Origin of the sequence: [Anoxybacillus] calidus, assembly GCF_013760845.1 — a bacterium.
Classification (GTDB): Bacteria; Bacillota; Bacilli; order Bacillales; family Anoxybacillaceae; genus Paranoxybacillus; species Paranoxybacillus calidus.
In genome coordinates this window covers 226,554-249,212 of the sequence record NZ_JACDUU010000004.1, presented here as the reverse complement: position 1 = coordinate 249,212, position 22,659 = coordinate 226,554, and the positions used below count along the sequence as shown (strand labels likewise).

General features: G+C 39.4%; 24 protein-coding genes and 1 other annotated feature. Of the genes, 15 read left to right on the top strand and 9 right to left on the bottom strand.

Annotated elements, in window-relative coordinates:
• Window positions 1-14: 14 nt before the first annotated feature.
• Window positions 15-554 (bottom strand): phosphatase PAP2 family protein, encoded by a 540-nt coding sequence (locus HNQ85_RS10150; protein WP_181537632.1) that lies wholly within the window; start codon window positions 552-554, stop codon window positions 15-17.
• Between the two features lie 146 nt (window positions 555-700).
• Window positions 701-1,216 carry a gamma carbonic anhydrase gene (locus HNQ85_RS10145; protein WP_181537631.1) on the bottom strand — a complete coding sequence of 172 codons (516 nt, stop codon included), beginning with the start codon at window positions 1,214-1,216 and terminating at the stop codon, window positions 701-703.
• Between the two features lie 100 nt (window positions 1,217-1,316).
• On the opposite strand from HNQ85_RS10145, the gene HNQ85_RS10140 reads away from it, so the two are divergent.
• On the top strand, window positions 1,317-2,108 hold the full coding sequence (locus tag HNQ85_RS10140) for an alpha/beta fold hydrolase (protein WP_181537630.1): 792 nt from the start codon (window positions 1,317-1,319) through the stop codon (window positions 2,106-2,108).
• Between the two features lie 108 nt (window positions 2,109-2,216).
• A complete protein-coding gene (locus HNQ85_RS10135; protein WP_181537629.1) occupies window positions 2,217-3,296 on the top strand; it encodes a tetraprenyl-beta-curcumene synthase family protein in 1,080 nt (359 codons plus the stop codon).
• Between the two features lie 213 nt (window positions 3,297-3,509).
• Here the strand turns inward: HNQ85_RS10135 and HNQ85_RS10130 are convergent, their stop codons facing one another.
• Complete coding sequence (locus HNQ85_RS10130) at window positions 3,510-3,707, bottom strand: DUF1657 domain-containing protein (RefSeq protein WP_181537628.1); 198 nt, start codon at window positions 3,705-3,707, stop codon at window positions 3,510-3,512.
• Window positions 3,708-4,212: 505 nt separating this feature from the next.
• On the opposite strand from HNQ85_RS10130, the gene HNQ85_RS10125 reads away from it, so the two are divergent.
• Window positions 4,213-5,340: an MGDG synthase family glycosyltransferase gene (locus HNQ85_RS10125; RefSeq protein ID WP_181537627.1), complete on the top strand. Its 1,128-nt coding sequence runs from the start codon at window positions 4,213-4,215 to the stop codon at window positions 5,338-5,340.
• A 284-nt stretch (window positions 5,341-5,624) separates the two neighbouring features.
• Here the strand turns inward: HNQ85_RS10125 and HNQ85_RS10120 are convergent, their stop codons facing one another.
• Together HNQ85_RS10120 and HNQ85_RS10115 are read right to left on the bottom strand one after the other, a co-directional pair.
• Window positions 5,625-6,512 (bottom strand): diacylglycerol/lipid kinase family protein, encoded by an 888-nt coding sequence (locus HNQ85_RS10120; RefSeq protein WP_181537626.1) that lies wholly within the window; start codon window positions 6,510-6,512, stop codon window positions 5,625-5,627.
• Window positions 6,513-6,883: 371 nt separating this feature from the next.
• Window positions 6,884-7,468, bottom strand: a complete 585-nt coding sequence (locus HNQ85_RS10115; protein WP_181537625.1) for a lysophospholipid acyltransferase family protein — start codon at window positions 7,466-7,468, stop codon at window positions 6,884-6,886.
• A gap of 126 nt (window positions 7,469-7,594) precedes the next feature.
• On the opposite strand from HNQ85_RS10115, the gene HNQ85_RS10110 reads away from it, so the two are divergent.
• Both HNQ85_RS10110 and HNQ85_RS10105 read left to right on the top strand, forming a co-directional pair.
• Window positions 7,595-8,821 (top strand): zinc-dependent alcohol dehydrogenase, encoded by a 1,227-nt coding sequence (locus HNQ85_RS10110; RefSeq protein ID WP_181537624.1) that lies wholly within the window; start codon window positions 7,595-7,597, stop codon window positions 8,819-8,821.
• A gap of 48 nt (window positions 8,822-8,869) precedes the next feature.
• Window positions 8,870-9,961 carry a class II aldolase/adducin family protein gene (locus tag HNQ85_RS10105; RefSeq protein WP_181537623.1) on the top strand — a complete coding sequence of 364 codons (1,092 nt, stop codon included), beginning with the start codon at window positions 8,870-8,872 and terminating at the stop codon, window positions 9,959-9,961.
• A gap of 169 nt (window positions 9,962-10,130) precedes the next feature.
• Here HNQ85_RS10105 and HNQ85_RS10100 read toward each other — a convergent pair whose 3' ends face one another.
• Window positions 10,131-10,703, bottom strand: coding sequence for a class I SAM-dependent methyltransferase (locus tag HNQ85_RS10100; RefSeq protein ID WP_181537622.1), 573 nt, complete (start codon window positions 10,701-10,703; stop codon window positions 10,131-10,133).
• Window positions 10,700-11,662 carry a TIGR01212 family radical SAM protein gene (locus HNQ85_RS10095; RefSeq protein WP_181537621.1) on the bottom strand — a complete coding sequence of 321 codons (963 nt, stop codon included), beginning with the start codon at window positions 11,660-11,662 and terminating at the stop codon, window positions 10,700-10,702. The genes HNQ85_RS10100 and HNQ85_RS10095 overlap by 4 nt, the downstream gene beginning before the upstream one ends.
• Window positions 11,663-11,835: 173 nt before the next feature.
• Between HNQ85_RS10095 and HNQ85_RS10090 the strand changes: the two genes are divergently transcribed.
• From HNQ85_RS10090 to HNQ85_RS10055, 8 genes are all read left to right on the top strand, one after another.
• Window positions 11,836-12,099, top strand: a complete 264-nt coding sequence (locus HNQ85_RS10090) for a YtzC family protein (protein ID WP_181537620.1) — start codon at window positions 11,836-11,838, stop codon at window positions 12,097-12,099.
• 16 nt (window positions 12,100-12,115) lie between these two features.
• Window positions 12,116-12,280, top strand: coding sequence for a glycogen biosynthesis protein GlgD (locus tag HNQ85_RS10085; protein WP_181537619.1), 165 nt, complete (start codon window positions 12,116-12,118; stop codon window positions 12,278-12,280).
• 140 nt (window positions 12,281-12,420) lie between these two features.
• On the top strand, window positions 12,421-13,620 hold the full coding sequence (locus HNQ85_RS10080) for an MDR family MFS transporter (RefSeq protein ID WP_181537618.1): 1,200 nt from the start codon (window positions 12,421-12,423) through the stop codon (window positions 13,618-13,620).
• 124 nt (window positions 13,621-13,744) lie between these two features.
• Window positions 13,745-14,323 (top strand): DUF2087 domain-containing protein, encoded by a 579-nt coding sequence (locus tag HNQ85_RS10075; RefSeq protein WP_181537617.1) that lies wholly within the window; start codon window positions 13,745-13,747, stop codon window positions 14,321-14,323.
• Window positions 14,324-14,465: 142 nt separating this feature from the next.
• Window positions 14,466-14,693 (top strand) — a binding site (T-box leader).
• Between the two features lie 76 nt (window positions 14,694-14,769).
• Window positions 14,770-17,187 carry a leucine--tRNA ligase gene (gene leuS / locus HNQ85_RS10070; protein WP_181537616.1) on the top strand — a complete coding sequence of 806 codons (2,418 nt, stop codon included), beginning with the start codon at window positions 14,770-14,772 and terminating at the stop codon, window positions 17,185-17,187.
• 60 nt (window positions 17,188-17,247) lie between these two features.
• A complete protein-coding gene (locus tag HNQ85_RS10065; protein WP_181537615.1) occupies window positions 17,248-17,556 on the top strand; it encodes a rhodanese-like domain-containing protein in 309 nt (102 codons plus the stop codon).
• 121 nt (window positions 17,557-17,677) lie between these two features.
• Window positions 17,678-18,193 (top strand): hypothetical protein, encoded by a 516-nt coding sequence (locus HNQ85_RS10060; protein ID WP_181537614.1) that lies wholly within the window; start codon window positions 17,678-17,680, stop codon window positions 18,191-18,193.
• Window positions 18,181-18,360 carry a sporulation protein Cse60 gene (locus HNQ85_RS10055; RefSeq protein ID WP_181537613.1) on the top strand — a complete coding sequence of 60 codons (180 nt, stop codon included), beginning with the start codon at window positions 18,181-18,183 and terminating at the stop codon, window positions 18,358-18,360. Before HNQ85_RS10060 ends, HNQ85_RS10055 begins: the two co-directional genes overlap by 13 nt.
• Before the next feature lie 78 nt (window positions 18,361-18,438).
• Here the strand turns inward: HNQ85_RS10055 and HNQ85_RS10050 are convergent, their stop codons facing one another.
• The gene (locus HNQ85_RS10050) at window positions 18,439-19,710 is read right to left on the bottom strand and encodes a BaiN/RdsA family NAD(P)/FAD-dependent oxidoreductase (RefSeq protein WP_181537612.1); all 1,272 of its coding nucleotides are present in this window, start codon (window positions 19,708-19,710) and stop codon (window positions 18,439-18,441) included.
• A 126-nt stretch (window positions 19,711-19,836) separates the two neighbouring features.
• Here HNQ85_RS10050 and HNQ85_RS10045 point away from each other — a divergent pair, with 126 nt between their 5' ends.
• Window positions 19,837-21,462: a putative polysaccharide biosynthesis protein gene (locus tag HNQ85_RS10045; protein ID WP_181537611.1), complete on the top strand. Its 1,626-nt coding sequence runs from the start codon at window positions 19,837-19,839 to the stop codon at window positions 21,460-21,462.
• A 16-nt stretch (window positions 21,463-21,478) separates the two neighbouring features.
• Here the strand turns inward: HNQ85_RS10045 and HNQ85_RS10040 are convergent, their stop codons facing one another.
• Window positions 21,479-21,760 (bottom strand): hypothetical protein, encoded by a 282-nt coding sequence (locus HNQ85_RS10040; protein ID WP_181537610.1) that lies wholly within the window; start codon window positions 21,758-21,760, stop codon window positions 21,479-21,481.
• Window positions 21,761-21,873: 113 nt separating this feature from the next.
• On the opposite strand from HNQ85_RS10040, the gene HNQ85_RS10035 reads away from it, so the two are divergent.
• Window positions 21,874-22,599 carry a pseudouridine synthase gene (locus HNQ85_RS10035; RefSeq protein ID WP_181537609.1) on the top strand — a complete coding sequence of 242 codons (726 nt, stop codon included), beginning with the start codon at window positions 21,874-21,876 and terminating at the stop codon, window positions 22,597-22,599.
• Window positions 22,600-22,659 lie beyond the last annotated feature (60 nt).

Genomic DNA, 22,659 nt, shown 5'->3' with positions numbered 1-22,659 from the left:
TTCGGTAATAGATTTTAAAATAAGGAATGTATGCTATTAAAAGATAAAATACCAACAATGGTTCCAAGCAGGCAGCCTGCAAGAACATCAGATGGATAATGCAGCCCTAAATAAATTCTTGAAAGAGCGACACTAATGGCAAGGGGGAGAAGCAAAAAAGATAAGTGTGGAAAGCTTAGCAAAATTGGGACTACCACCGAGAATACAGCTGTTGTATGTCCAGATGGAAAGGAATGGTCTTTCAACGGATTTTGTAATACTTTTGTTTCATCTAATATTAAATATGGCCTTTGACGAGGATAGAGGCGTTTCATGATGGCAACAGGGATATGACTAATCGTTAATGAACAAGCGCTTGCAACAGCGGTCATGCGCCAATCTTGCGGGAATAGAAATATAGCTAATATTACTGTTAAAATCGAAAATGTAGCTCCGCCAATATGGGTAATATAACGGAAATAAAGATTTAAAAATTTACGGTCAAAATGGCGGTTGATACTGCGGAAAATCCGACATTCTAAATCGTAAACATGATTCAGAAATTTTGTCATCATTTCTCAAACTCCTTTAAGGAAATGTCTCATTTATATAGTAAAACAATAATGTTTAGATAATACGAATTTATTGTAAAAATTGTAAGTTTTTTATTTAGCTAAAATTGAAAAACCACGCTTCATTATTCAGCGCGGTTTTTGTACGATTATTTTTGTTGCAAGGATTTATAATATTGACCTTTCTCAACGTATTCGCGGCGGATGCGTTCCATTTCTCGTTGATCTTCTTCTGTTAGTTCGCGAATAACTTTTGCTGGACGGCCAAAAGCAAGGGTATATGGGGGGATTTTTTTTCCTTGAGGAACGAGACTGCCGGCGCCGACAAATGCGCCTTCGCCAATTTCTGCCCCGTCTAAAATAATGGAGCCCATACCGATTAACGCGTTTTTTCTAATAATAGAACTGTGTAAAATAACTTGATGACCGACTGTTACATCGTCTTCAATGATAAGCGGATGATTTGGACTTTGGTGCAAAACCGAGTTATCTTGAATATTGACACGGTTGCCGATGATGGTTGGTGCCACGTCACCGCGAATGACCGTATTAAACCAAATGCTTGTTTCTTCGCCAATAGTGACATCGCCAGTGATGGTGACGTAATCGGCAATAAAGGCGGAATCAGCAATTTTCGGGTACTTACCTTTATACGGGTAAATCATCGTTTCATTTCCTTTCGTTATAAATTTGGAAAATATATTTAAGTTTAGTGTACAAATTTTTTTGTCATTCGTAAACGTCAACAGCTAGGAGGAATTCATAATGTGGAAATGGGAAGCAGACAATGCGAAAGGAACAATTGTCATTGTTCACGGTGCGGCTGAGCATCACGGACGTTACAAGTGGCTAATTGAAATGTGGCGTTCAAGTGGATATCACGTTGTTATGGGGGATTTACCAGGACAAGGCACAACGACAAGGCGGAAACGAGGACATATTGAATCGTTTGATGAATATATTAATGAAGTTGCTGATTGGGTAGAGGCGGCTAAAGCATTTCATCTGCCAATTTTCCTTCTTGGCCATAGTCTGGGGGGACTTGTCGTTATTCGAACCTTACAAGAAAAACGATTGTCTGTTAAAGGGGTTATTCTCTCTTCACCATGTTTAGGGTTAGTCACTTATCCATCCAAATCACTTGATTTACTTTCAAAGTTGTTAAATTATATAATGCCGTCGATGTTATTTGATTCAGGTTTATCGGTAGAGATGGCAACGAGAAATAAAGAGATTCATGAAATGGATAAAAATGATTCTCTATATGTTACAAAAGTATCGGTACGTTGGTATCGCGAACTAATTCATGCGATCCATCTAGCAAACAGAAATATCCGGAAATTTCCTGATATTCCATTGTTGCTCATGCAAGGTGGAGACGATAAAATTGTTGACAAAGTCGCTGTCAAAGAGTGGTTTGATCAACTGCCGATATCGGAAAAAGTTTATAAAGAATGGAACAAGCTTTATCACGAGATATTTAATGAGCCGGAACGAGATCAAGTATTTTTATACGCAAAAGCTTTTTTTGATACACAAGTGCAATTACAACAATAGTGGCTCACCTTTTATAGAATTAAAATGCATTGTAGGACGAGCCAAGAATAGATGAGTGTTTAAAATACGAACATATTTAGCACAATTATGATAGCTGAGGTGAGCTTTTTGAAAATCCCTACTCATCCTGTTAGCTTAATGAAAAAAGTATATCGTGATGTATTTCCGATTGTGCATCGCGAGTTAGCATACTGGAAGCAAAAAGCAGAATCCATTCCTGATCGCGAATTGCGGAAACAGGCGCTAGCAAGCATTCATACAAAGGCATTTCATTGCGAAGGGGGAGCGATTCTTTCGATCTTGGCAGAAGCGGATATGGCGGAATGCATTCGTTTTATTGTCGCTTATCAAACGATTAGTGATTATCTTGATAATTTATGCGACCGAAGTACATCGCTAGACCCCCTCGATTTCCGCGCTCTCCATGACTCAATGCCGGATGCCTTATGTATAGATGCGAAAGTAAAAAATTATTATCGGCACCGCCAAGAACAAGATGACGGCGGCTACCTTCACGAACTTGTGCAAACATGCCAAGACGTATTAAAAAAAGTAAAGCATTATGAAAAAATTGCGCCGTTTTTGCAGGAGTTAGCTAGTTATTATTGTGATTTACAAGTGCATAAACATGTGAAAGTGGACGAGCGTGTACCACGGCTTAAACAATGGTTTAACCAATACAAAGACAATCTTCCGCCAATGGAATGGTATGAGTTTTCCGCGTGTTCTGGTTCTACACTCGGTATTTTCTGTTTAGTAGCCTATGCTTTTACCGAAAAGTTTGATGAAGAAATGGCGTTAAAAGTGCGCAACGGTTATTTTCCATACATTCAGGGATTACATATTTTGCTCGATTATTTCATTGATCAAGAGGAAGATCGTTTAGGCGGAGATTTAAATTTTTGTTTCTACTATCCGCATCATTCTTCGTTGATGGAGCGATTGCGCCATTTTATCGAAGAGGCGGATAAACATATCGCTGGATTGCCGAATGAACAATTTCATCGTTTAATCAATCGCGGCTTGCTCGGCTTGTATTTATCCGATGACAAAGTCCAGCAACAAAAAGATGTCAAGAAACTAGCGAAGCATTTAATCAAATTTGGCGGGAAAATTTCTTACTTTTTCTATTGGAACGGTCGGGCATACCGGACGTGGCAAAAAATTTATCCACTGTTTACGAAATAGAAAGCCTTTTGCTAAAAAGCAAAAGGCTTTCAGACTGTTAGGAACCCCTTTAAGTATATTGGTAAACAATATGGCTCAACAATAGAAGGTGAAAAGTCAAGCTGATAAGTGTCCAAAATCGAAAAGTTAAAGGGGAGTCTCGAATACTGGACAGAATAGCGAAGTGATAAAAATTAATCCTTGCCTACACCCAAATTGGAATTTTTATTTGATTTATTGCTTCTGTTGTTGTTGCTGTTGATTTTGATTATACTGCGGTTCTTCTTGCTGAATTTGTTGAGTTTGTTGTGCCGTTTGCTGGTACATTTGTTTTGCTTGCTGGTTATCAGTTTGAAGAGCAAACGTTTCAAAACTTGCCTGGGCACTTTTTAAACCTGCTAAAGTTTGTTGAACTTGAGTTCCAACTGTCATTTATTGTTGCCTCCTTGTAATATAGTAGACATCCATTAATTAAACTTAAATTTAAGAAATCATAACAGGTAATAATTTGAAAATATAAAGGAAAATGGAATCGTCCCCTCTAACATACTTGGCTGATATTCCCCCATTATCTAATCTTTGAACTCATCATAAACTCCGTGTTTTTGTAACATACTTTACTTAGTCTAATCAAATGAGAGGGAAGATGATCATGAAGAAGAAGTTATTAATTATGGGAATAAATTGAAGCTCATAAGAAAACTTGGATTGACCAATTATACAAAAAATGTCCTTTATAACCTCAATAAAAAACATTTAAGCAAACAAGTTTCGACTATTTTGGAGGAACTTGCGATGAGAGATTAGTACTTGTATCAATTGTTTTGCTATTTTAGTACGATAATGTGCCCATAAAGTGTCTAGCGAATATGATGCCCATTATCGACAAAATTGCAAATCCTTAAAATTAGATGATTGAGTTAAGGGGGTGTCATTCGTGAGTAAGAAAGTATTAATCCTATCAGAAGCCATTGGCAGTGGTCATACAAAAGCTGCAGAAGCGTTGATGCAAGGAATTTCTTATCTTGAACCCTCCATCCAAACAAAAATTTTAGAGGTAGGTCAAACACTTCATCCTCTTACTACAAAGATGTTACTTAATACGTACCTCAAAATAATCGTCCACTCTCCTTCATTATGGGGAAAAATGTATGGCTATAAACAGACCGAGCCTCTTTCTAATTGGAAAAAATTTGTTATTTATCAGCTATTCCATCGACAAATTGAAGTTCTTCTTAATCAGGAAAAACCTCACCTTATTATTTGCACTCATCCATTTACCAGCTCATCTGTATCCCGACTAAAGAGGATGGGTTATAGGTTTACTCTTTGTTCGGTGATCACTGATTTTCATGTTCATGGAGCATGGGTTCATCCAGAGGTAGATGTATATTTGGTATCGAGTGAGGATACGTATAATCAATTAATAAATATGGGAATTCCAAAAAATCGGATTGTAGTAACGGGCTTGCCAATAAGGTCGAATTTTTGGATAAAGAAAAACAAACAGGAAATGCGAAAAAAATTAAAATTGAAAAATATTCCTACCGTCATCATCATGGGAGGAGGATTAGGATTAGGAGGAATCGAGCCAATTGCTCATGCTCTTTTAAAATGGAAAGAAAAAATTCAGGTCATCATATGTACTGGATTCAACAAAGCACTAAGAACCGCACTGTTAAGAGATAAAATGTTCCATCATCCTCATTTTCATATTTTAGGGTTCGTTAACCACATTGACGAGTGGATGGAAGCGGCTGATTTACTTATTACAAAACCGGGTGGATTGACCTGTTTTGAAGCTTTATCAAAGGGGCTGCCTATGTATATATATCAACCAATCCCTGGTCATGAAGAAAAAAATTGTGATTTTTTAATCAATAATCAATTGGCTATAAAAATTGATGATACAAATTATATTGATCGTTTGATCGAAAAATTACTTTTTTCTCCACAAGAGTTGGAGTTTTTACACAATAAAATAAGGCAATTTCAACAAAAAATAGACCCATTGGCAAGTGCCAAATTTATTGTTAACCAGCTTATTCCGGAAAGTATTTTGTAGATGATGTGACATAAGTGTCTGATCCTAAAGCAAAGTGTTAGACTCTATAGCACATAACGTTAGATGAGAACACTATTATGGATTTCACGGGAGGTCAGACACTTTTGGATCAGAATCTGGAGTTTGACGGCAAAATTTATGAATGCTTATCTACTATTTTTTTATGTTGAAGGAATCGCTAAACAAAAATACCAATCAAAAAATAAAATATATTTTGCGCCTGTTGACAGCTTCGGTGGTGTTCACTCTAAGCAGCTTAAAAATCTTTTATGGCTGTCACCACTCTATGAAATGATCAGCAATGCCTCCTTCTGAATCATCACATTCACTGGAGTTTTAGTGAGGATCTCGCCATCGCTTTGGACAATAACTGGCCATCCAGAGGTAACTTCTACGTGTTTTCCTTTTATCATGGTTACACTAGGATGAAAAACATGTTTGCCTTTATACGCCTTTGGAAACATGCGTAACAGCTCCCATTTTGTTATGTTGTGTACGATACAAATGTCAAAAAGCCCATCATTATAACAAGCATCCGGACATATTCTAATACCTCCTCCGTAATTCGGGATATTGGCAATGGCAATTAACCATACATTAAAAAAAACGAAGCTCTTCCCATCAACCTTTAATTGAATATTGACAGGACGATAGTTTAATAAAACATGCAAGACGCTAAATCCATACGAAAGGGCACCTAATTTAATGAAATTTAACCAATTTTTATATTTGGAAGAATTGTTTACATCAGCAACTTTACCGTCAAAACCGATCCCTGTTACAGTAATGCAGTATTCTTTACCAATTCTTCCAACATCAATAGTTCTTTGCTTTCCCATTAAAATTCGTTCTAATGCCTTTTTATAGTCCATTGGTATATCAAGAGCCCTTGCGAGATCATTTCCCGATCCTGCAGGAATAATACCCAAAGGTATATTCGAACCGATTAATCCGTTAGCAACATCATGGATTGTACCATCTCCACCTATAGCAACAACAGCATCACATTTTTCAGAAGAAAACTCTTTAGCGATTTCTACTGCATGTTTTGGTCGTTCGGTAAAACGCACTTGATAATTTACCCGTTTTTCTTTAAGCAACTTCTCAACCTTTTTCCAAACTTTTAGTCCTTTTCCGTTTCCTGAGACTCTATTGACAATAAAATAATACATACTATAGATCTTTCCTTTTTATAAGAGATGGTGAAAGTGTTACAAGATATGCGAAAATCGGTTTTATTGCGCATGGTTAAAAAGATCATTCCATAACTTAGGATTATTTTCATTAATTTCGCCATTTTACCGTCTACTTTCTTAATAACAATTTTTCCCTCCTGATAAGGAAAATATTCAAACAGCTCAAGGGGACAAATACACGAATATGCTCAAATACAAGTGATTGAGCTGCTTTTTTCTCCGTCTAAGTTTACCGTCATATCTTTCCGGGAGAAAAACGTTTGATGAAGAAATGGTGTAGTGAGCAACAAGAGAAAAAATATCCAGTAACCGAAACCACTGAGCAAGTTTTTATTTAAATTGTCAACTTACGTATACATTTCTCTAAGTTCTCTTGAGCGATTCATAACAGCCTCTGCAAGTACGGCATAATCTGACCTTTTAAGTTCGTTTAAATACATCATTGGCCCTATAACAACTTTTACTGGCTTTCGAATCCACTTTTTCGTATCCAGAAAAATAATCGCAACCGGAAGAACAGGCGCTCCTGTTTTTAACCCGAAAAAAGCTACCCCTTTTTTCGGATTGACACTTTCCCCATTTTTACATCTTTTACCTTCAGGGAAAATTCCAAGTACTTCCCCATTTTCAATCACCTTTAAGGAACGGCGGACTGGACGAATGACAACTCCGCTTTGTCGGTCAACAGGAATAGCATGAAGTTTTTGAAAAAACCAATTGGTCATACGTCGCTGAAACAGTTCCTTTTTCGCTAAAAAATGAATTTTTCGGTTAAAGATACTGAAAAGAATAACAGGATCATAATTGCTTGTATGGTTTGCTGCCACAATGACTGGACCATTTTTAGGAAAATTTTTTATACCAATGACTTCAATTCGAAAAATGAAACATAAGATTATTTTTAAAAGCCATCTCATACTTGTATAGAACATACTTCTTCACCTAATTACCTTATAAGGAAAACGTTATTTAAATCAGTTGTTATGTATATTTTCTACTCTAAAGCATAAATTATACTTACTATGAAAAATGTTCCATATAATGTAGGTGATGTAAAAATGAATTCCATTCAATTTGAATACAGTGTACCGCGGTATGTTTTAAGTAAAATGATGGGGAAACTTTCAAAATCTTTTTATTGGAATTCGAGATTATCCTGCGTTCGATTACGCCGTGTAGAAGTGCCCAAACTTCCAAACGATGAATGGGTAAAAGTAAAGGTAAAGTACGGAGGAATCTGTGGAAGTGACTTAAATCTTATCCTTTTAAATGATAGTCCAACCACTTCTCCGTTTGCGTCTTTTCCATTTACGATTGGACATGAAGTGGTAGGAACGATTGAAGAAGTTGGTTCAAAAGTGGAAAACATTCATGTGGGAGACCGGGTAGTCATTGATCCAATATTATCATGTATAACAAGAGGGATTGCAGATCCTTGCCCTAATTGTCAACGGGGGGATTATAGCCTTTGTCATTTTATGACCGAAGGTGAAATTTCACCAGGGATGTTAATAGGCACTTGCCGTGACACCGGCGGAAGCTGGGGATCTTATCTTGTGGCACATAAAAGTCAAGTATTGAATCTTCCTGATAATGTAAATGATTTAAACGGTGTGTTGGTAGAGCCTTTTAGCTGTGCCCTGCATGCGGTTTTGCGGAATCCTCCGAAAAAGGATGATACGGTATTGGTCATTGGAGCAGGTGCAATAGGGATTTGCGTTGTCGCTGCTATTCGAGCACTTGAAATTCCTTGCAGAATAGTCGTTTTGGCCAAACACGCCTTTCAAGCGCAACTTGCTTCCCACTATGGTGCAGATGAAATCATTTATCTTACAAAAAATAAAAACTATATTTACGAAACAGCCAAATCTCTTCATGCAAGCGTGTTAGAGCCGCTCTTTGGTGATCCGGTCGTACAAGGTGGAGCCGATCTTATTTTTGAATGTGTCGGTAATAAACAAAGTATAAACGATGCGCTCCGTTTTACTAGACATGGAGGAAAAGTCGTTCTGTTGGGATTAGCAGGGATCATTGACGGTGTCGATTGGACAACCGTTTGGTTTAATGAGCTGGATATTAAAGGAAGCTTTGCATACAGTACTGATGAATATCGAGGAAAGAAGATGCGAACGTTACAAATTGCCATTGAATTAATGCGTAATGAAAAGGTAGATTTATCCCCATTGGTAACACATCGTTTTCCTTTGGAAAATTATCGTGATGCCTTACAAACGGTTATTAACAAAGGAAAAGGTTCAACCATGAAAGTGGTATTCGAACCTTAACTCCTTTTTTTAATACCAAAAACAAAGAACTATTTGGAGGGAAACAGCGTGAGAACTTTCACCATTAGTGGAAACAAGCAAACCCCTTTTTTAAATTGGCTTGCAGAAGGAATAATAGGGGAGTTTTTGTCAAGAGGTTATACGTATTATTACGTTCCTGAAGAAAATATTAAACTTGTGTTTCATTTTATTGATCCTGAAAAACCACGGCCTTACCGGAGGAAGGCTCAGGCAACGTTTGTCGTTTCTGTTATGGAAACATCGGAAAAATCCGAAAACATTCACAAATCAGCCTATCCATATTTAATCAGATCTTTAGCCAACCATTTGATGTATATCTTACATAATGATGATGAAACAACGGATATTTATTTTCTTACACCTGAACAAGGGTTTTACAAATTGACGTATCGAAAAGGAGAAGAAGAAAAATTTTTTAAACGTATTTATGAAAGATTAGAACCGCTTGCAGCTTCCCAGTTAGTGATTGACAATGATTTTTATGATGATCTTCCAGAAGAAATATGGAACGGCGATGAGATTACGAAATCATTAAGCGAATCTGGAAAAAAGCTTGACCGTATGAATTTACTCCCTGCTCCATTTCCATTGGAGGAATATCTTACACCTCGTGATATGCGTCATCTAAAAAAACTTTACGGAATAGGAGGACTAAGCTATGGAAACCTCAGTGCCAGACGGGACAGTGAAAGCTTTTGGATGAGTGCAAGCGGAATTAACAAAGCAGATATGAAAACGGTTGGCGAAGATTTTCTTTTAATAAGGGGGTATGATCCTGATAAAAATGCCATGAAAGTAAGCGTTCCTCCGAATATAACACCAAAAAGGGCATCTGTTGACGCGATTGAACACTGGATGATTTATAAAGAACACCCGGAGGTAGGAGCGATTGTACATGTTCATGCTTGGATGGACGGCATAAGGGCTACAGAGATTAATTATCCATGTGGAACGATTGAACTTGCAAAAACAGTAGCAGAACTTGTGAGGAATTCGGAGGAGCCTTCTAGAGCGATTATTGGTCTTAAAAACCATGGCTTAACCATAACTGGTACCGATTTAGATGACATCTTTGAACGCATCGAAGGTAAAATTATTCCTCAAGTGCCAATGTCTTAACGTAATTAGTTGCTTAGATGATAAATGTAACTTAACGATCATAAAATTTTAACTTTTAAAATTAATAAATAATTAACGAAAAAGAAATTCAAAAAACTTCTTTTTCGTACTGCTTATTCAATAGGGTTATCAACAAATTGAAAGCCTTTTGCTTCTTGGCAAAAGGCTTTTATCGTTTTTCGATCGCCACGATAAACGGGGGATTGTTCACTTGATTAATGAATTGATAACGAAGTACATGGGCTTTTTGCTGATCTAATGTTTGGACGTATTCAAGCAATGCATCACGTTCTACGGCGCCTTCAGGATGTCCGTGATAAATAACAAGCACGATAATTCCTTCAGGCGCCATGATTTCTAAAAGCTGTTCGACAGCGCGAATCGTCGAGTCTGGTTTTGTGACAATTTGTTTGTTACCGCCCGGTAAATATCCGAGATTGAAAATGGCACCTGTAATTTTGCCGTGATAATGTTTAGGGATTTTTTCAATAAGTTGATCGTGACTTTCTTGAAATAATGTGACTTGTTCGCTTGCTCCATACTCTTTTAAACGATTTGTCGTATTTTCAATCGCCTGTGCTTGAATGTCAAAGCCAAACACGTGCCCCGTTTTTCCAACGCGCTGCGCTAAATAAAGCGTATCATGCCCGTTTCCCACTGTCGCATCAACGGCGATATCGCCTTCTTGAACAGCTAAATCCATTAATGTACGGGCGAAAGGAAGGATGCGTGCCAGTTTCATTGTTTCACCACTTCTTTTTTATAGAATTTTCCTTGATAGCTGTCGCGGCGCTTTAATTCCGCATCGATGGCGTTTAGCACTTCCCACTTGTTTACGCTCCACATCGGTCCAATCATTAAATCGATTGGTCCGTCGCCGGTAATGCGGTGAACGATCATTTCCGGTGGAAGAATTTCTAATTGATCGCATACAAGATTGACGTATTCCTCAAATGATAAAAATTGCAGCATTCCTTTTTCGTATTGTTTTACCATCGGTGTCCCTTTTAAAAGATGCAATAAGTGGATTTTAATTCCTTGTACGTCGAGGCTGGCGACCGTTCTTGCCGTCTCCATCATCATGTCGTAGTCTTCCAGCGGCAGACCGTTAATGATGTGCGAGCAGACGCGGATACCATGCTTACGAAGTTTGTTTACACCTTCTACGTAACATTCGAAATCGTGGGCACGATTAATTAATAAAGCTGTTCGTTCATGCACTGTCTGTAAGCCGAGCTCGACCCATAAATATGTCCGCTCATTTAATTCCGCCAAATACTCAACGACGTCATCCGGAAGGCAATCCGGACGAGTGGCGATGGACAAGCCGACAACCCCTTCTTGTTTTAATACTGTTTCATATTTTTCACGAAGTACATCAACTGGTGCGTGTGTATTGGTGAACGCTTGAAAGTAAGCGATATATTTGCCGTCTTTCCATTTTTTATGCATTTTTTCCTTGATTTTTTTAAATTGTGTTTCTAAATCATCGGCGCGGTCGCCAGCAAAATCGCCTGAACCTGCCGCGCTGCAAAATGTACATCCGCCATATGCCACCGTACCGTCACGGTTCGGGCAATCAAACCCACCGTCAAGAGCCACTTTAAATACTTTATGTCCAAACGTCTGGCGCAAGTGATAGTTCCATGTATGATAGCGTTTATTGTCATGTGCATATGGAAAGGGGTTTAACTGTTCCAAGACAGTTCCCTCCTTACTTTAAATAGTACCATCTTAACATTGTAACACGATTTTAAAACGAAACTCAATGAAATTGAAGATTTACCAATAATTCACGTGATAGAGGGGAAATAAACGAACAAACTATATGTTGATGAAGACATTTTTTAATTTGTTAGTTGGAGGGAACAATTATGGCTACGCGGCAATCAGTCGATGAATTTCTTCAGCGTTGCGAAGACGTAATTCGCTATGCAAAAGAGCAATATACGGAAGCACAAAAACAAGAACATTATAACGATACGGAATATACAAAAGCGCAACAAATGATCGAAGAGGCGAATAATGAGCTTGCACATTTAGCATTAAGCTGTAATGCGCAACAGCGTGAACAATTGCACCGTATGCGCTTACAATTGCAACAATTACAAAACGAAATGGTTTTATTAGACCATTAATAAGGGGAGAAAACTAATGAAGAAACGTTCTAAGCAAAACAATCCGGAACAAAAAACGCGAAACGGTGTCAATAATAACGACATTGAAATAGGAAAAGAGTTTGATCCTGTCAAACAGGCGAAAAAAGCATACGAGCAAACGGGCGGACAGCCGCAAAAATCGAAGCAGCGTGTCGAATAGCAATATAGAAAGAGTTTGTCGTAAGTGCGGCAAACTCTTTTTTATTAAAAATTGTAAAGAGATGTGTTTTTCGTTGCGCTTACCTATTCAAACGAATACAATTTATTTTGGAACTCGAAATAATTTTAGGAGGAATACATATGCCCCGTGCTCTTTGGGTACTTATTATCGGAATGACCATCAATGTAACAGGGTCATCTTTTTTATGGCCTTTAAACGCCATTTATGTCCATGAGCATCTAGGAAAATCAATGTCGATTGCTGGACTCGTATTGATGATGAATTCAGGGGCAAGTGTAATCGGAAATTTAATTGGCGGTGCGCTTTTTGATAAAATCGGCGGCTTTAAGTCTATGATGCTTGGAATAATGACTACTTTAATGACCCTAATTGCACTCGTCTTTTTCCACGATTGGCCGCATTATGCGATTTTTCTAACGATGATTGGCTTTGGCGTCGGCATCATTTTCCCTGTTTCCTACGCCTATGCGGGAGCGATTTGGCCTGAGGGAGGAAGACGCGCATTTAACGCGTTATATGTGGCGCAAAATATCGGCGTCGCTGTCGGTTCTGCGCTTGGAGGGGTGGTTGCGTCTTACTCTTTTGATCTTATTTTCGCGGCAAACGCGTTCATGTACATCATCTTTTTTCTGATTATATATTTGGGATTGAAGGATGTAAAATCGGTGAAGGTACATCAACAAAAAGAAACGCGGACGTTGGCGGCAAATGCAGGAAACTTGGCAAACTGGCACGCTCTTCTTACGCTTTGCATCGGCTATTTTTTATGTTGGCTCAGCTATGTGCAATGGTCGACAACGATTGCCGCGTATACGCAAAAGCTTAACATTACCTTAAAGCAATACAGCCTTCTTTGGACGGTTAATGGTGCACTTATTGTTCTTGCGCAACCGTTGTTATCATTAGTATTAAATCGTTGGATACGTCGGTTGAAGCGGCAAATGTTAGTCGGTTTTACGATTTTTGTTGTTTCGTTTTTCATTTTATTCTCGGCAAATTCGTTTTCGGATTTTGTGTTGGCAATGGTCGTTTTGACAATTGCGGAAATGCTTGTATGGCCCGCGATTCCGACTGTTGCCAGCAATTTGGCGCCGGAAGGAAGAGAAGGCTTTTACCAAGGGTTTGTGAACAGTGCAGCAACAGCAGGAAGAATGGTCGGTCCCGTCCTTGGCGGCTTTATCGTGGATATGGCGGGGATGAGACAATTGTTTCTGATGCTGATTGGCTTTTTGCTCATTTCTATTGTTACAACGGCGATATATGATCGCAAATTAAAGCGGGCTACAAAACAAGAAAAAGAGACAGCTACAATCGGATAAAACACTCGGTTCATCCGGGTGTTTTTTATTGTTGATGAATTGATTGACAAAAATTTTATATTAGATAATAATCTAATTAGATTTTTATGAAATTAGATAATTATCGAATTAATTGGAGGTTGTTATGCAATTAAACCGTCTCGTATCGTTTTATAAAACGATTGGCGATCCGACACGTCTTCGCATCATTAAATTGCTCGCAGAAGGGCCGCTGCATGGTCAAGCGATTGCTGGGAAGTTAGGTTTAACCCCACCAACCATTACGCATCATTTAAATAAACTAAGAGAGGTGAATATCGTTTATCAGCGGCGTGATGGCAATACGATTTATTTTTATTTGAATGAGTCTGTTGTAAAGCATTATGCAAAAGCATTAGCCGACTTAACGGAACAAAATGAGGTGAAAAAAGAAATGAAAGAGGCGATCACAGAGCGGCAAAAAGTGATTGAAAATTTTTTTACAAACGACGGTCGTTTAAAAAACATTCCTGCTCAGCGGAAGAAAAAGTTGATTGTGCTTGAACATATGTTGAAAGGTTTGCAAAGAGGCAGAAAGTACGAGGAAAAAGAGTTAAATGAGTACATTAAACGTTTCTATGACGATTATGCAACAATCCGCCGTGAGTTTATCATCAATAACTACATGTACCGTGAAAACGGCATTTATGAATTAAACCCAGAAGAAATGTGGGCGAAGATTTGAGATAACACTTATTCAAAGAATGTTCATATAATAAAAATTAACAAATCGTCATCTAGGCTTGTTTTGATGGTTGGAACGATTTTTTCTCTCTTGACTTGCAACAATCCGACAAATTTTTTAAAATAATATAAAAAAATACTGACAAATAACGGTGAAAAGGAGTAGTAGTGAACAAAACGGAATGCAGAGAGTTGACGGTCGGTGCAAGTCAACCGAAGTTTGTTCACGAACTCGCCTTTGAGTTGCGAACGTAAACGGCCAAGCGCCTAGTAATGTTCGCCGTGAATCTGCGTTAAGGATTCGAGTGAGCATACGCTTTTGTATGCTAAATAGGGTGGTACCGCGGGAAATTCAACCTCTCGTCCCTTTTTTAGGGCGGGAGGTTTTTTTCATTCATCTTTTTGTTAACAATGGTCAATAGAAAGAGACAGATAGGAGGAAAGAAAATGAGTTTCAATCACCGTGAGATTGAAAAGAAGTGGCAAAAGTATTGGGAAGAAAATAAAACATTTAAGACGACAGAAGATGACGGTAAGCGTAAATTTTACGCGCTCGATATGTTTCCTTATCCGTCCGGTGCGGGACTTCATGTTGGTCATCCAGAAGGGTATACGGCAACTGATATTTTAGCGCGCATGAAGCGCATGCAAGGGTATAATGTTCTTCATCCAATGGGATGGGACGCGTTCGGTTTACCTGCTGAGCAATACGCGTTAGATACAGGAAATGATCCTGCGGAATTTACCGAGAAAAACATCAATAATTTTCGTCGACAAATTAAATCATTAGGATTCTCTTATGACTGGGATCGTGAAATCAATACAACCGATCCGAATTATTACAAATGGACACAATGGATTTTCTTAAAGTTGTATGAAAAAGGATTAGCCTACATGGATGAAGTACCGGTCAATTGGTGTCCGGCATTAGGAACGGTTCTTGCGAACGAAGAAGTGATTGATGGCAAAAGTGAACGAGGCGGTCATCCGGTGATTCGCAAGCCGATGAAACAATGGATGCTTCGCATTACAGCGTATGCAGACCGCTTGCTTGAAGATTTAGAAGAGTTGGATTGGCCGGAAAGCATTAAAGAAATGCAGCGAAATTGGATCGGCCGTTCAGAAGGAGCGCACGTTCATTTTGCGGTTGACGGTCATGATGAAACGTTTACGGTGTTTACAACTCGTCCAGATACATTATTTGGCGCAACTTATACAGTATTAGCGCCTGAACATCCACTTGTGGAAAAAATTACAACACCTGAACAAAAAGCGGCAGTCGAAGCGTATTTAGAACAAATTCAAAGCAAAAGCGACCTTGAGCGCACGGATTTAGCGAAAGAAAAAACAGGTGTATTTACTGGTGCCTATGCGATTAATCCAGTCAATGGTGAAAAATTACCAATTTGGATTGCCGACTATGTATTAATGAGCTACGGCACAGGGGCCATTATGGCTGTTCCTGCTCACGATGAACGCGATTACGAATTTGCGAAAAAATTTAACTTACCAATCAAAGAAGTCGTTGCTGGTGGCGACATTTCAAAGGAAGCATACACAGGAGACGGAGAGCATATCAATTCTGACTTCTTAAATGGTTTAAACAAAGAAGAAGCGATTAAGAAAATGATCGAATGGCTAGAAGCAAACGGCAAAGGAGAAAAGAAAGTATCGTATCGTCTTCGCGACTGGTTATTCAGCCGTCAACGTTACTGGGGCGAGCCAATTCCGATTATTCACTGGGAAGACGGCACAATGACACCGGTTCCGGAAGAAGAACTTCCTTTAATGCTTCCAAAAACAGATGAAATTAAACCGTCTGGCACAGGTGAGTCTCCACTGGCGAACATTGAAGAGTGGGTAAATGTAGTAGATCCGAAAACTGGTAAAAAAGGACGCCGTGAGACAAACACAATGCCGCAATGGGCGGGAAGCTGCTGGTATTACTTGCGTTATATTGACCCGCACAACCCTGACCAGCTTGCTGATCCTGAGAAGTTGAAAAAATGGCTTCCAGTTGATATTTACATCGGTGGTGCGGAGCATGCCGTACTTCACTTGTTATATGCTCGCTTCTGGCATAAATTCCTATACGATATTGGAGTTGTGCCGACTAAAGAGCCGTTCCAAAAGCTATTTAACCAAGGCATGATTCTTGGTGAAAATAACGAGAAAATGAGTAAATCAAAAGGAAATGTTGTCAATCCAGACGATATTATCGAGAGTCATGGTGCGGATACATTGCGTCTATATGAAATGTTCATGGGGCCGCTTGAAGCATCCATCGCTTGGTCAACAAAAGGTTTAGACGGTGCTCGTCGTTTCCTTGATCGTGTATGGCGCTTATTCGTTGAAGAGAACGGGGAATTGAATCCAAAAATCGTTGATAATCCTGAAACGGACACGCTAGAGCGCGTATATCACCAAACGGTGAAAAAGGTAACAGAAGACTATGAATCGCTTCGTTTCAACACAGCTATTTCACAATTGATGGTATTCATTAATGAGGCGTACAAAGCCCCAGTTCTGCCAAAAGAGTACATGGAAGGTTTCGTAAAATTGTTATCTCCGGTTTGCCCACACATTGCCGAAGAATTGTGGGAAAAACTTGGGCATACGAATACAATTGCTTATGAATCATGGCCAGCATATGACGAAGCAAAACTAGTAGAGGACGAAGTGGAAATCGTCGTGCAAGTCAACGGCAAAGTGCGCGCGAAATTGCATGTGCCAGCAGACGCTTCTAAAGAGCAATTAGAACAAATCGCAATGGAAGACGAAAAAATTAAAGAACAAATCGAAGGAAAAACCGTTCGTAAAGTCATTGCCGTTCCAGGAAAACTAGTGAATATTGTAGCGAATTAACATAAAAAAAGTCCCTCACGATGATGAGTGGGGGACTATAATTAGAAAGGGGATTTCATAATGGAAGAAATCAAAGAAATTACAACGGAAGAACTAAAAAAGAAACTAGAGAGCGGAGAAAAATTAAATTTAATCGATGTGCGCGAGGATGAAGAAGTAGCACATGGCATGATTCCGGGAGCAAAGCATATTAAAATGGGCGATATTCCTAACCGTTTAGACGAATTCAACAAAGAGGAAGAATATATCTTCATCTGCCGTTCCGGCGCTCGCAGCGGAAATGTATGCCGCTATTTGCAAGAATTGGGCTACAACGTACGCAACATGGTCGGCGGCATGCTTGCATGGGATGGGGAGGTAACGAAATAGCTAAAAAAGCGACAAAATAATAAAAAGAGGCGATCTCATCATGTCGAGACGCCTCTTTTTATTTTGCATGAAGGAACTTTCGATGGGGATACAGAAAGATATTTTTAAAGGAGGATAGACAATGAAAAAGGACGAAACATTAAGGGTGTTTCTAAACATTTCTTTCCATCGTATGTACCATCATTATTTACCTAAGTTGTTGCAAGCTCTTCAAGCTTTAAATAAAGAAGAACTCTGGATGCGTGAAGCAAAGGAACTGAACACAATTGGTGGAGTAGTTCTCCATATATGCCAGCATATTCGAAGAAATACGTTGCAGTATACAGATTCAACGATCCAATTTTCTAAAGGGATTGAAGAATATTTTCCGCAGTTTGACTGGTCATCGGAAGAACTATGTGAACATGTTCAAATGACTTTTGATAAATGGAAAAACGAAATAATGAAGTGTATGGATAGCCTTGATTCGAATGTCGATATTCACCGCTTGTATCATCTCGTCGAGCACACTGCTTATCATCTTGGGCAAATTATTGACCGTGTAAAATCAATGAAATGTATATCCTTTCAGTTTTGCCAAAAAGGGTTGAATGAAAAAGCGCTCAGGGAGATGGTGGAAGAAAAATGTATAAAGTAAAAATATTTGATGAAGAGCACGAAAAAGATTTAGAAGCTGCAGTCAATAAGTTTTTGGCAGGTTTGAAAGAAGGTCAGCTGGTTGACATTAAATACGACGTTGCAGCAATGGAGTCGGAAGGGGAACAAGTTTATTGTTTTTCGGCAATGGTTATTTATCGTGGTTGACTCGACAGTAAAAGTGTCTGTCTTCTCCAACGCTGTATGAATATGTGATGGTCGGAGGGAGACAGACACGTATGGGCATCATTCTTCATTTAATGCTCGTTTGGCTGCATTTAAACCAGCAAGCCTTCCTGTTACAAGTGCGGCAGTAATGTTATATCCGCCTGTGTAGCCATGAATATCTAAAATTTCCCCGCAAAAATAAAGTCCCTTCATGAGCTTTGACGACATTTCTTTCGGATGAATTTCTTTGACGGAAACGCCGCCACCGGTGACAAACGCTTTTTCAAGCGGCAATGTGCCGTGTACATAGAATTGAAATTGTTTGCAGTCACGCACGAACGCGCGCAACTTTTCGTGTGATAGAGTGCTTGCGGTTGTCTGTGGATCGATATCGTTTTTCTCTAATAAAAACAGTAAGTATCGTTCAGGCAATAATCCTTTTAGCACGTTTTTTACTGCTTTTTTTGGCTCTGCTTTTAATAATTTCACAATTTCTTGGAAAATTTCTTCCGCATTTTTGTCCGGCATTGCATCAATGCTCATCGTCACCGTATTCGTTTTCGATTTTTTTAGCTCTTTCACAACAAATTGGCTGCAACGGAGCGCTGCTGGGCCAGAAATGCCAAAATGAGTAAAAATCATATCCATTCGGTGCGTAATAATCGCTTTTCCTTTTTGATTGAGTACACTTAACGCCACATTGCGCAAAGAAAGACCTTGCAAGGTTCGCTCTTTAATGAATCGTTCCTCTGAAGTAATGGGCACTTCTGTTGGAAAGAGCTCTGTAATCGTATGTCCCGCTTTCTCTGCCCAAGCATAACCATCACCGGTTGAGCCGGTCTGGGGAACCGATTTGCCTCCAACAGCGACAACAACGCTTTTAGCAGCGATAAATTCTCCAGTCTTTAGCGTAATGCCGACCGTTTTACCGTTTTCATACTCAACATCGGCGACGGGAGTATTAACACGAATATGAACGTTTCGTTTTTTCAATTCATTCACAAGCGCGTCAACGACTGATTGCGCGTTGTCCGTCATCGGAAACATGCGGCCATGGTCTTCTTCTTTTAGACGAATACCAAGACGTTCGAAAAAGTGAATAATGTCTTCATTGTTGAATACGGAAAACGCGCTGTATAAAAAACGGCCGTTTCCCGGGATATGCTTTACAAGTTCATCGACAGGAAGGCGGTTTGTCACATTGCAGCGCCCACCGCCGGAAATCGCCAGCTTGCGTCCGAGCTTGTCCCCTTTATCAACAAGCAATACTTTTGCCCCTTGCTCTCCGGCCGCAATTGCTGCCATTAATCCAGAAGGGCCGCCACCGACGACAATCACATCATACTTCATTTTTACATTCACCAACCTTTCAATCGCTTTCCATTATAAACGAATGAAGAAAATTTCTCGACTTGAACAGGAATATGGTAAAATACTATAGTATTTGAAAAGCTTTCGTGCTAAGGAAGGGATGTTATGTCATCATCAAAATTGTTGCGCGGAACGCTCATTTTAACCATTGGTGTTATGCTGTCGCGCTTGCTCGGATTAATCTATGTGTTTCCGTTTGAAGCGCTTGTCGGCGATCGAGGCGGTGCGCTATACGGTTATGGTTATGTGCCATATACGATTTTTATTAGCATTGCGACAATGGGGGTTCCGCTTGCTGTTTCTAAATTTGTATCTAAATATAATGCATTAGGGGAATATCGCGTTGGGAGAAGGTTGTTTAAATCGGGCTTGCTGCTAATGTCCTTCACGGGTTTTTTGTCATTCGCTATATTATATACCATTGCACCAATGATTGCACCATTGGTTATTAACGACGGCGGAAATGGAAATACAGTGGCAGATGTAACAACCGTCATTCGTGCCGTTAGTTTTGCCCTTTTGCTCGTCCCACTCATGAGTCTGATTCGCGGTTTTTTCCAAGGACACGAATCAATGGGACCTACGGCCATTTCGCAGGTCATTGAGCAGCTTGTTCGCATCATCTTTTTGCTTGCAAGCTGTTATGTCGTGCTGAAAATGCTAGATGGCTCTTTAGTAACAGCGATCAGTTTGTCTACATTTGCCGCATTTGTCGGGGCGTTAGGCGGTTTAGGGGTGTTAATTTGGTATTGGTTCAAACGAAAAGACGCTTTCGATCAATTGTTACAAAAAGATAAGGGACAGCTTCAACCATCACTGTCGGATATGTATAAAGAGTTGATTATGTATGCTGCGCCGTTTGTTTTTACCGGCTTGGCGATGCCTCTTTTTCAATTAATTGACCTATTTACATTTAACCGGGCAATGGCAAGCATTGGGCTCGCTGCTATTTCTGAGAAGGCTTATGCGATTTTTAATATATGGGTGCAAAAACTCATCATTATTCCTGTTACGCTGGCGACGTCTTTTAGTTTAACGTTAATTCCAGCCATTACAAAGTCATATATTGAACGTGACCAAAAGTTATTAAGAAAACAACTTAATCAAACATTCCAAGTAATGTTATTTTTAACATTGCCGGCAGTTGTCGGCATGGCATTATTAGCGGAACCAGTATATACCACCTTTTACGGTTATGATGAACTTGGGAGCGAAGTGTTGCGATGGTATGCACCAGCAGCGATTTTATTTGCGCTCTTTTCGGTTACCTCTGCGATATTGCAAGGAATTAACCAACAACGATTTACCGTCATTGGCTTAACAATCGGATTGTTTGTAAAACTCATTTTTAACTATTATTTCATTACCAAATTTGCGACAATCGGGGCTGTTTTGGCGACTACTCTTGGTTATTTCGTATCGGTGGCATTCAATTTATGGATAATTAGAAAGTATGCAAATTACCGTTACCGCCTCGTTTTGCGCCGAACGTTGTTAATGGGAATTTTTACAGCGGTGATGTGTATTGTAGTAAGTGTTGTTGTTCCTGTATTGAAGATTGCTTTACATTATAATGGCGGTAAGTTCGATTCGATTGTTATCGTTTTTATTGGTGCACTTGTTGGCGCAGCTGCTTATTTTTATATGAGCTATCGTTCCGAATTGCTTATGTATTTGTTCGGCGATCGCTTTGCGTTTTTAAGAAAGAAAAAAGAGAAGGCTGTTTCGTAACAGCCTTCTTTTGCCTTTAAAAACTATCAGAAAAAGGTAAACCGAGTTGACGCTCTACTCGTTGAAGACGGCGGTTTAAACGGTTTAAGCGTTCTGTATGACGCTCTAGTGTTCTTTCGATACGTTCAAGGCGTCGTTCGATATTTACAGGAGGTGGAGCAGCAAAGGTTCCTGGATAGCCACCAGGTGTTCCTGGATAGCTAGGTGTTCCTGGATAGCCAGGTGTTCCTGGGTAACCAGGTGCTCCTGGATAGCCGCCAGGATAAGTTGGTTGTTGCTGTTGTTGTCGATAGTCCATGCTTAGGAGCTCCTTTCTGTTGTTTCTTCTTAAGCAGTGTATGTGATAGTGATAAAAGCGGACTAGACGAATGCCTAAAAAAACAAAAATTTCACGAAAGGATGAAAGAAACATTGAGTTTGCGGATTGATAAGTTACTAGCAAATATGGGCTATGGAACGCGTAAAGAAGTAAAAAAATTGCTAAAGTCAGGCGTTGTAAAAGTAGACGATGTAATTGTGAAGGATCCGAAGATGCAAGTGAATCCCGATGAGCAGGTTGTAACGGTGTGGGGGGAAGAAGTTCAGTATAAAGAGTTTATATATTTAATGATGAACAAACCGCCTGGAGTCATTTCTGCTACTGAAGATGTCGCGCAAGAAACGGTTATTGATTTGCTTGAAGAAGAGGATAAAATTTTTGAGCCATTTCCGGTTGGACGCTTAGACAAGGATACGGAAGGACTATTGTTATTGACGAACGATGGACAGCTCGCTCATCAGTTATTGTCACCGAAAAAACATGTTCCGAAAACCTATTTCGCCGTCATTGATGGTGAGGTCACAGAAGCGGATGTTACAGCGTTTCGTCAAGGGATTGTTCTTGATGATGGCTATGAGACAAAACCAGCCGAGCTTGTGATTTTAAAATCGGGCATTCGCTCTGATGTAGAAGTGACGATTACAGAAGGGAAATTTCATCAAGTAAAACGAATGTTTCAAGCTGTCGGAAAACGTGTCGTCTATTTAAAGAGAATTCAAATGGGCCCCCTTTCACTCGATGAGTCGCTTGAACTTGGAGAATATCGAGAGCTAACAGATGAGGAAGTGGAATTATTAAAAAGCTTTCAACAAACGTAACGACAAAAAAACGGAACCTTTGCAGTAGGTTCCTTTTTATATCAATATTTTATTATTCAC